The sequence below is a fragment of the Arthrobacter sp. HMSC06H05 genome (genome assembly GCF_001807395.1).
Taxonomy (GTDB): domain Bacteria; phylum Actinomycetota; class Actinomycetes; order Actinomycetales; family Micrococcaceae; genus Pseudoglutamicibacter; species Pseudoglutamicibacter albus.
In genome coordinates this window covers 1-803 of sequence record NZ_KV788995.1, presented here as the reverse complement: position 1 = coordinate 803, position 803 = coordinate 1, and the positions used below count along the sequence as shown (strand labels likewise).

The window sequence follows — 803 nt, the reverse complement described above, 5'->3', positions numbered from 1 at the left end:
TGGGTTAAGGGTCAAAATGTGTGTCTGGTTTGGGTGTGTTGCGGGGGTTAGGTGTGGCCTTTTTGGATGCCGATTGAGTGTGTGTAGGTGGTGTCGATAGCGTTGTCGTAGAGGGCTGGTCGTCCTGTTTGGTGGTCGGCTTGGTTCTTGTTGTGGGTCAGGGCTGGTACTTTGGCGAGTTGGTTTTGGCCCCAGTTGGACTGCCTGGCGATTTCTGTTGGATCGTCAGGCAGTTCTGTTTTCTGGTAGAGCCACCATTCCAGCATTTTTCGTTGGTGTTCTCCGGCTCTGCCGCGGTGGGTGCGGGTGAGCAGTTTCAGTTCGGCGTTGATCGCGCCTTCAAGGCTGTTGGTGGTGGATTTGATGCGGTGCCGGTGCTGTAGTTCGGTCGGTGGGTTGAGGTAGGTGAACAGGAGGTTGTTACGCCATAGGTGTAGCAGGCTGTTGTAGGCCTTACGGGTGTTCGGGTGTGTCCAGGCCCAGTGGCGTTGTTGGGTGATTGGGTCTGTGGTGAAGGTTTTCTGGTTGATCCAGCCCCGGTAGAAGGTGCCGTATTCATGGAGTTGCCTCGCCCAGGTGGCTGCTTCATCCAGGGTGGTGATCCGGGTCAGGTTCCGTGCTAGTTGGTAGATCGCTTTGCCCGCATCGGTACGCGGGTGTGAGGTGGTGTAGCGTCGTACAACTCGTTGTGCATGCACCAGGCAGCGTTGGATCACGGTGGCAGGCCAGTATTTCTTGATAGCGCTGGCGGCTCCTTGTCCTCCATCGATGACAGCGATCACTGGTGCGGGGATACGTTGAAG

The 803-nt window shown here is 56.7% G+C and carries 1 protein-coding gene; it reads right to left on the bottom strand.

The window, feature by feature from the left end; genetic code table 11:
• Positions 1–47: 47 nt before the first annotated feature.
• The coding region (locus HMPREF3160_RS08015; RefSeq protein ID WP_141739882.1) for an IS1249 family transposase at positions 48–803 on the bottom strand (756 nt) is incomplete at its 5' end.